The organism is Streptomyces sp. DH24, from assembly GCF_029813775.1.
Classification (GTDB): Bacteria; Actinomycetota; Actinomycetes; order Streptomycetales; family Streptomycetaceae; genus Streptomyces.
Map to the genome: position 1 here is coordinate 150,253 of NZ_JARVKW010000016.1, position 7,975 is coordinate 158,227.

Genomic DNA, 7,975 nt, shown 5'->3' on the forward strand with positions numbered 1-7,975 from the left:
CCGAGGCAGCACGGGCGTTCCCCGACCTCGGCGGCGCAAGGGATGTACCGCCACCGTGCCGCCGGAGGGCAGTCCACATGCGCAACTCATCGCCACACCTTCGCACCGGCCTGACCGTGGCGGCCGTCGCCGCGCTGCCGATCGCCCTGGCGGCCGGTTCCGCGCACGCGGGCCCCGGTATCTCGGTCAGCACCACCGGGTCCACGGTCTCGGTCAGCACCAGTGCCTGCGCCCAGCTCAACGGCAGCTGGGGCACGGCCGCGCTGCTCAGCAGCGGCCAGACGAGTTTCGCCCAGGGGCGTCAGGCGACGCTGTCGGGCACGAACTCGGGCCAGTCCGCCGCCTGGGCGAATGTCAGTCCGGGCACCTACACCGTGATCGTCATGTGCTCCAACAACAGCACGGCGGGCACCCAGTCCGTCGTCGTCTCGCCTCCCGTCACGCCGACGATGTCGGCCACGGCCTCACCCACGGCGTCGCCGTCGCCGTCGCGCGGCGTCATGGGCGGCATCGGCGGCGCGGCCCGCGACTACGGCACCGTCACCCTCGTGGGCGGCGGGATCCTGGTCGGGTCCGGCGTGCTCGCCACGGCCTGGTACCTGCGGCGCCGTCAGAAGCCGTACCGCTTCTGACGTTTCCGGCGGGTGAGCCGTACCGATGTGAGCAGTGCGTCCGGCATGGCGGCGACCCCCCCGCCGCGGTGCTCCGGACGGGCGGTCGCCGTCATGCCGGGTCCTGGCCCGGCACCTCCGGGAACTCCGCGAGCGCCTGCCGCAGCCACCGCGTCCAGAACGTCTCCAGGTCGATGCCCGCGCGCAGCACCAGATGCCTGAGCCTGTCCTCCGGGCCGTCCTGCCCGGGACGGAAGTCCCGCTCCTCGATCTCCCGGTACCGCGCCAACTGCCGTTCGTGCAGCTCCAGATGGCGCCGCAGGTCCTCCTCGATGCCGGCGGTGCCGACCACGGCCGCGGCCCGCAGCCGCACCGGCAGCGGGTCACGCATCGGCTTCGGGTCCTGCGCGGTGGCGGTCCAGCGGGCCAGTTCGGCGCGGCCCGCCGGCAGTACCTCGTAGTTCTTCTTCTGCCCACGGGCCGGCTGGTCGGACGGCAGGGCGCGGATGTGGCCCTCGGCCTCCAGCTTTCCCAGCTCGCGATAGATCTGCTGGTGCGTCGCCGACCAGAAGAAGCCGATCGACTTGTCGAACCGGCGGGTCAGCTCCAGCCCCGACGACGGCTTCTCCAGCAGGGCGGTGAGGATCGCGTGCGGGAGTGACATGGCCTCATCCTAGGCCGTGTCCGCGAAGGGGCGTCAGCGCCCGGAGGGTGGGCGCACGGCGTCGGTGCACACCCTCTCGCCGTACCGCCCGGAAGCCCTCGTACTGGGCGCACTCGGCTTTCGGGCGGTACGGCGAGGGCGTGCCGGGCGGCTCGCGGCTGGCGCCCCGTCGCGGACCCGGCCCGGGGGGACCGCCCGGCCCGCTCCTACAGTGCCGCGGCCACCTCGGTGCCCTGCTTGATCGCGCGCGTGGCGTCCAGTTCGGCGGCCACGTCGGCGCCGCCCACGAGGTGCGCGCGGCGCCCGGCGGCGACCAGTTCCTCGTACAGGTCGCGGCGCGGCTCCTGCCCGGTGCACAGCACGACGGTGTCGACCTCCAGGACCGTGCTCTCCTCGCCGACGGTGACGTGCAGTCCGGCGTCGTCGATGCGGTCGTAGCGGACGCCCGGGACCATGGTGACGCCGCGGTGCTTGAGCTCGGTGCGGTGGATCCAGCCCGTCGTCTTGCCGAGGCCGGCGCCGACCTTGGTGGGCTTGCGCTGGAGCAGGTGCACGGTGCGCGGCGGGGCGGGGCGTTCGGGCGCGGCGAGTCCGCCGGGCGCACGGTAGTCCGTGTCGACGCCCCAGAGCCGGAAGTACGTCTCCGGGTCCTCGTGGGCCTTGTCGCCGCCGTCGGTGAGGAACTCGGCGACGTCGAAGCCGATGCCGCCCGCGCCGAGGATCGCGACGCGGTCGCCGACGGGGGCGCCGTCGCGGAGCACGTCGAGGTAGCCGACGACGCTCGGGTGGTCGACGCCGGGGATGTCCGGGGTGCGCGGGGTGACGCCGGTGGCGACGACGACCTCGTCGTAGCCGGTGAGGTCGTCGGCCCGCACCCGGGTGTTCAGGCGGACCCGCACGCCCTCCTCGTCGAGCCGGGTGCGGAAGTAGCGCAGCGTCTCGTCGAACTCCTGCTTGCCGGGGACCTTGCGGGCGACGTTGAGCTGGCCGCCGATCTCGCCGGCGGCGTCGAACAGCGTGACGTCGTGGCCGCGTTCGGCCGCGGAGACCGCGCAGGCGAGGCCGGCCGGGCCGGCGCCGACGACGGCGACGGTCTTGCGCCGCCGGGTCGGGGACAGCACCAGCTCGGTCTCGTGGCAGGCGCGCGGGTTGACCAGGCAGGAGGTGATCTGCCCGCTGAAGGTGTGGTCGAGGCAGGCCTGGTTGCAGCCGATGCAGGTGTTGATGGCCTCGGAGCGGCCGGCGGCGGCCTTGGCGACGAAGTCGGGGTCGGCGAGCATCGGGCGGGCCATCGACACCATGTCGGCCGCGCCCTCGGCGAGCAACTGCTCGGCGAGTTCGGGGGTGTTGATGCGGTTGGTGGTGACGAGCGGGACGGACACCTCGCCCATGAGCCGCTTGGTGACCCAGGTGTACGCGCCGCGCGGCACGGACGTGGCGATGGTGGGGATGCGGGCCTCGTGCCAGCCGATGCCGGTGTTGATGATGGTCGCCCCGGCGGCCTCGACGGCCTTGGCGAGCGTGACCACCTCGTCCAGCGTGGAGCCGCCGGGCACCAGGTCCAGCATGGACAGCCGGTAGATGAGGATGAAGTCGTCGCCGACCGCCTCGCGCACCCGCCGCACGATCTCGACCGGGAAGCGCATCCGGTTCTCGTACGAGCCGCCCCAGCGGTCGGTGCGCCGGTTGGTCTGCGTGGCGATGAACTCGTTGATCAGGTAGCCCTCGGAGCCCATGATCTCCACGCCGTCGTAGCCGGCGTCCTTGGCGAGGCGGGCGGCGCGGGCGTAGTCCTCGATGGTCCGCTCGACGTCGGCGTCGGTGAGCTCGCGCGGCACGTGCGGGCTGATCGGCGCCTGGAGCGGGCTCGGCGCGACCAGGTCCTGGTGGTAGGCGTAGCGGCCGAAGTGCAGGATCTGCAGGGCGATCCGGCCGCCCTCGCGGTGCACGGCCTCCGTGACGACCCGGTGCTGGTCGGCCTCTTCCCCGGTGGTGAGCCGGGCGCCGCCCGGGTACGGCCTGCCCTCGTCGTTGGGCGCGATGCCGCCGGTGACGATCAGGCCCACTCCGCCGCGGGCGCGGGCGGCGTAGAACGCGGCCATGCGCTCGAAGCCCCGCTCGGCCTCCTCCAGGCCTACGTGCATGGAGCCCATGAGGACCCGGTTGGGCAGTGTGGTGAAACCCAGGTCGAGCGGGCTCAGCAGATGCGGGAAACGGCTCATCGGACCCTCCGTGCGCGGTGTCGTGCCCCCAGTTCTAAGGCAGGGCGGACACCTTATGCAACTAGTTGCACAATGGGTCGCGGGTGACTCCCGACACGGTGCGGGCCCGCCCCGGCCGCGACGGACCGGGGCGGGCCCTTTCACCGGCGGCGCGCGCTCGACGGGCTACCGGCGGTACGCGCTCAGCGGCTCTCCAGCCGCACGTGCAGCTCCTCCTCCTGGTCGCCCGGCACCGTGCTGAGGTGGTGCACGGTGAACAGGGAGTCGAGGGTGGTGCGGAACCGGTCGATGGCCCAGTAGCCGCCGTGCGCGTCGGCGACGACGGGGGACGACAGCCGGGCGGCGGGCCGGGCGCCCTCGCGCGCGTCGGCCACGTCGAACGTGCCGAGCCACACGGCCGGGCGGGTGTCCGAGAGTTCCTCGGGTACGTCGTCGGCGCACCGGTCGGACGCGAAGCACGCGCACAGCGTGTCGAACACGACCCGAGCGTCGTCCTTGCTGCAGCCGCTGATCTCCACCGAGACGTGTTCCGGGTGCGGTCGCTCGCTGTCCATCGGGATCGCTCCTCTCCTGGCCGGGGGTGCGGTGCCGGGTGCCCCGGGACGCCGGCCCCACCCCCAGATAAGCACCACCCGCGCCCGGCCACTACCGGCGCGGCGGCGCCACCCGTCAGCCGCGGGTGAAGCGGTAGGTCTTGCTGTCGGTGATGACACAGAAGCCCGGCGACACGACGATCACCCGCAGGGTGCCGGTGCGGCGGTCGTAGTCGATGCCCTCCGTCTCGAAGGAGCCGGAGCACGAGCTGCGCAGGGGCAGCTGACGCAGCGCCGTGACGTGGCCGGACACGTCCGAGGTGCCGTTCGGCGCGGCGGAGAGGTCGATCTGGAGCAGCGGCTTGGTCATGCCGAACAGCGCGCCCTCCGGGTCGTCGGAGGAGCACAGCAGCCGGGTGGCGGTGACGAAGTCGCAGCCCTGTACGTCGCGTACGGCGTGGTCGAGGTGGACGGTGGCGGCCTGCGGGAGGTTCGCCGAGGGCGAGGTGGTGCGGTTGACACCCGGGGTCGGGAAGACCAGGAGGCGGTTCATGGTGCCCCACTCCCCCGACAGCATGTACTGGCCGTCCGGTGAGATCGCGACCCAGGAGTTGTTCATGGCCTCCCCGGGGCCGAGGGCGTGGACGTACTCCGCCCAGCCGCCGTCCGGCGCCTGCACGCGGAACATCTTCGCGCCGCCCGAGTCCCGCTGGTACGGCTCGATGTAGTGGCCGTCGTAGGAGGCGTCGGGGTCGCCGACGTGGTTCCAGCCGCGGCCGGACACACCCACGGGGATGGTGCCGATGCCGGTGTAGCGGTTGGGGCTGTTCGCCGGGACCTCCACCGACGTCAGACCCTGGCTCTCGGTCAGCGGATCGGCGCGGTCGGAGCCCACCTCGTTCCAGACGTCGGCGGCGGAGGCCGGCTGGGCGGCGGCGAGGACGGCGGCGGTGGCGAGCGTGAGGAGTCCGGCCAGGACGGCGTGACAACGTTGCCGGGCGCGCAGGCGCATGGGGCAGCTCCTTGTGGGGGGTGGGAAGCGTGTGGCGACAGTCTGGCCCGCGGCTGCCAGTCATGTACAGACCAATGAGGGCCATGCGTCGCGCGGTCGGGAGGATTTTGCGCAGCGCTCACCGCGCCGTTGGGGGATGGTGGAGACAGACCGCGGATCGGGCGGAGGAACCGCGCGGCTCGCGGTGGAACAAGGGGATCGGCACCCGGGAGGCGTGCCGCGAGGATCGGCGAAGGCGGGGCGTGCGATGAGTGCAGCCGGGTCTCCCCCGGGAAGCGCCGGGTCTCCCCCGGGTGACGGCCACGGGTTCGGGCAGGGCGGCGGAGGAACACGCCCCGGCCGGGGCGGCCTTGGCCCGGAGCCCGGCGGCTCCGCCGTGCCGGGCGGTGGGCCTTCCCCGGAACCCGGCGGACCTGCCTCCCCGCCCGGTGGGGCCTCGTCGGCACCCCACGGCTCCGCCGCGCCGCCCAGTGCGTCTCCCCCCGAGCCCGGAGGGCCTCCGCCCGGGCCCGGCGGCTCTGTGCCGGGCGGCGCTGGGCCCGGTCAGGGCCCTGGCACGTCCGGTCAGGGCCCTGGCACGTCCGGCCAGGACCATGGCGCGGCCGATCCGGGACGGCACAGCACGGTCGGCCCCGGACCCGGACATGGCCCCGAAGGGCCGAGCCCCGGTGCCGCCGGGCGCGCTCCCGGCGTCGAGCCGCCCCGCGGGGCCGTGCGGCCGAGTGGGCTGCTCGACGTGCTCGGCGTCGCGTCGATCGTGCTGGACGCCGAGGGACGGATCGTGCTGTGGAGTCCGCAGGCCGAGGAACTGTTCGGCTATCCGGCGCCGGAGGCGCTCGGGCAGTACGCCGCGCGGATCATGGTGCACGAGCGGCATTTCGATCTGGTCGTCAAGCTGTTCGCCGACGTCATGGCGACCGGCGAGGGCTGGGCCGGCGCCTTCCCGGTCCGGCGCCGGGACGGCACGACCCGCCTCGTGGAGTTCCGCAACATGCGGCTCCTGGACGACCGCGGCGACGTGTACGCCCTCGGCCTCGCGGCCGACCAGTCGACGGTGCTCAGACTGGAGCAGGACGTGGCGCTGTCGACGCGGATGGTGGCGCAGTCGCCGATCGGTCTCGCCGTGCTCGACCCCGAGCTGCGGTACGTCTCGGTCAACCCGGCGCTGGAGCGGCTCAACGGCGTGCCCGCCGCCGAGCACATCGGACGGCGGGTGAGCGACGTCCTGCCGGCGCTGGACGCCGCGCCCGTGGAGGCGGCGCTGCGCCAGGTACTGGAGACCGGGCGGCCTCTCATCGACCGGCAGTGGATCGGCCGGAGCCCCGCCCATCCCGACGAGGAGCACGCCTGGGCGGCGTCGCTGTACCGCCTGGAGGACACCGTCGGGAACGTCCTGGGCGTCGCCTGCTCGGTCGTGGACGTCACCGAGCAGTACCGGGCGGGCGTGGAGGCCGAGGCGGCGCGGCGGCGCCTGGCGCTGATCGCGGACGCCTCCGCGCGGATCGGCACGACGCTGGACCTGGAGCGCACGGCGTGCGAGCTGGCCGAGGTGGCGGTGCCGGAACTCGCCGACGTCGCCGCCGTCGACCTGCTGGAGTCGGTGGTCGAGGGCCGCAGCTGCCGTCTGGGGCCCGCCGAGCCGGCGACGATCCGCGCCCTGGCCGTCCGGGCGGACGACTCGCCGGACGCGCTCGCGGCGGCCGACCCGCCCGGCAAGGTCGCCCGCTACCAGCCCGACCGCCTCGTGACCGAGTGCGTGCGCACGGGCGACCCGGTGGTGGTGCCGGAGGTCGGCGACGAGGACCTGCCCCGCATCGCCCGCTCGCCGCAGGCCGCCGCGCTGCTCGCCCGCGCGGGCGTGCACTCGTATCTCGCCGTGCCGCTGATCGCGCGCGGCGAGGTACTGGGCGCCCTCGACCTCAAGCGCACCCGCAACCCGCTGCCGTTCAGCCCCGACGACCTGCTGCTGGCCCGGGAGCTGGCGGCCCGCGCGGCGGTGCAGATCGACAACGCGCGCTGGTACCAGAACGCCCGCGAGACGGCCCTGACGCTCCAGCGCAGCCTGCTGCCGAGCCACCCTCCGGTGACGGGCGGGCTGGAGGTCGCCTCCCGCTACCAGCCGGCCGGCGCCACCAGCGAGGTCGGCGGCGACTGGTTCGACGTGATCCCCCTGGACGGGGAGAGAACCGCCCTCGTGGTGGGCGACGTGATGGGCAGCGGCATCACCGCCGCCGCCACCATGGGCCGGCTGCGCACCGCCACCAACACCCTCGCCTCCCTGTCGCTGGAGCCGGAGCGGCTCCTCGACCACCTCGACAGGATCGTCTCCGGCCTGGACCAGGCCTTCGCGACCTGCGTGTACGCCGTCCACGACCCGCACCTGCGGCAGTGCCGCATCACCAACGCCGGGCATCTGCCGCCGATCCGGGTCCGCGCCGGACGACCGCCCGAGCTGCTGGACCTGCCCACCGGGGCGCCGCTGGGCGTGGGCGGCGTCGCCTTCTCGACCACCACCGTCGGCCTGGAACCGGGCGACCGGCTGGTCTTCTACACCGACGGGCTGGTCGAGACCCGGCGTGACCCGCTCGACGAGCGGCTCGATCGGCTGCTGGCGCTGCTCGACGGCCCGGACCGCCCGCTGGAGGAGGTGTGCGACCTCCTCCTGCGGACGCTGCGGGAGCCCGACAACTCCGACGACGTGGCGCTGCTCATCGCCTGCGCGCGGGAGTTGCCCTAGGGCCTGTCGTCGCATTCCCGTCGTCGCCCGAAGGGCGGCCCCGCGGCGTCAGGCGCGTGCTCTCGGCGTGCCGGGTGTAGCCCCTCGTACTGGAACGTACGAGGGGTCCGCGCCCGGTGCGGCGAGAGTGCGTGCAGGGCGTCGCGAGGCAGGCGGGAACGGGACGACAGGCCCTGGCCGTGCCGTGGCAGCGCAG

The 7,975-nt window shown here is 74.0% G+C and carries 6 protein-coding genes; 2 read left to right on the top strand and 4 right to left on the bottom strand.

Annotated elements, in window-relative coordinates:
* Positions 1-77: 77 nt before the first annotated feature.
* Entirely contained in the window at positions 78-632 is a 555-nt protein-coding gene (locus tag QC282_RS15750) for a hypothetical protein (RefSeq protein WP_279550014.1), read from the top strand.
* 91 nt (positions 633-723) lie between these two features.
* Here the strand turns inward: QC282_RS15750 and QC282_RS15755 are convergent, their stop codons facing one another.
* From QC282_RS15755 to QC282_RS15770, 4 genes are all read right to left on the bottom strand, one after another.
* On the bottom strand, positions 724-1,275 hold the full coding sequence (locus QC282_RS15755) for a PadR family transcriptional regulator (RefSeq protein ID WP_279550015.1): 552 nt from the start codon (positions 1,273-1,275) through the stop codon (positions 724-726).
* Positions 1,276-1,481: 206 nt separating this feature from the next.
* Positions 1,482-3,497: an NADPH-dependent 2,4-dienoyl-CoA reductase gene (locus QC282_RS15760; RefSeq protein WP_279550017.1), complete on the bottom strand. Its 2,016-nt coding sequence runs from the start codon at positions 3,495-3,497 to the stop codon at positions 1,482-1,484.
* A 182-nt stretch (positions 3,498-3,679) separates the two neighbouring features.
* Positions 3,680-4,051: a hypothetical protein gene (locus QC282_RS15765; protein WP_279550018.1), complete on the bottom strand. Its 372-nt coding sequence runs from the start codon at positions 4,049-4,051 to the stop codon at positions 3,680-3,682.
* Between the two features lie 115 nt (positions 4,052-4,166).
* A complete protein-coding gene (locus tag QC282_RS15770; RefSeq protein ID WP_279550019.1) occupies positions 4,167-5,042 on the bottom strand; it encodes a hypothetical protein in 876 nt (291 codons plus the stop codon).
* 712 nt (positions 5,043-5,754) lie between these two features.
* On the opposite strand from QC282_RS15770, the gene QC282_RS15775 reads away from it, so the two are divergent.
* Positions 5,755-7,779: a SpoIIE family protein phosphatase gene (locus QC282_RS15775; RefSeq protein ID WP_279550020.1), complete on the top strand. Its 2,025-nt coding sequence runs from the start codon at positions 5,755-5,757 to the stop codon at positions 7,777-7,779.
* Positions 7,780-7,975: the final 196 nt, after the last annotated feature.

Bases quoted from the DNA above. Each gene is read 5' to 3' on its own strand.
- QC282_RS15750 (WP_279550014.1), top strand. From the start codon at position 78: ATGCGCAACTCATCGCCACACCTTCGCACCGGCCTGACCGTGGCGGCC.
- QC282_RS15755 (WP_279550015.1), bottom strand. From the start codon at position 1,275: ATGTCACTCCCGCACGCGATCCTCACCGCCCTGCTGGAGAAGCCGTCG.
- QC282_RS15760 (WP_279550017.1), bottom strand. From the start codon at position 3,497: ATGAGCCGTTTCCCGCATCTGCTGAGCCCGCTCGACCTGGGTTTCACC.
- QC282_RS15765 (WP_279550018.1), bottom strand. From the start codon at position 4,051: ATGGACAGCGAGCGACCGCACCCGGAACACGTCTCGGTGGAGATCAGC.
- QC282_RS15770 (WP_279550019.1), bottom strand. From the start codon at position 5,042: ATGCGCCTGCGCGCCCGGCAACGTTGTCACGCCGTCCTGGCCGGACTC.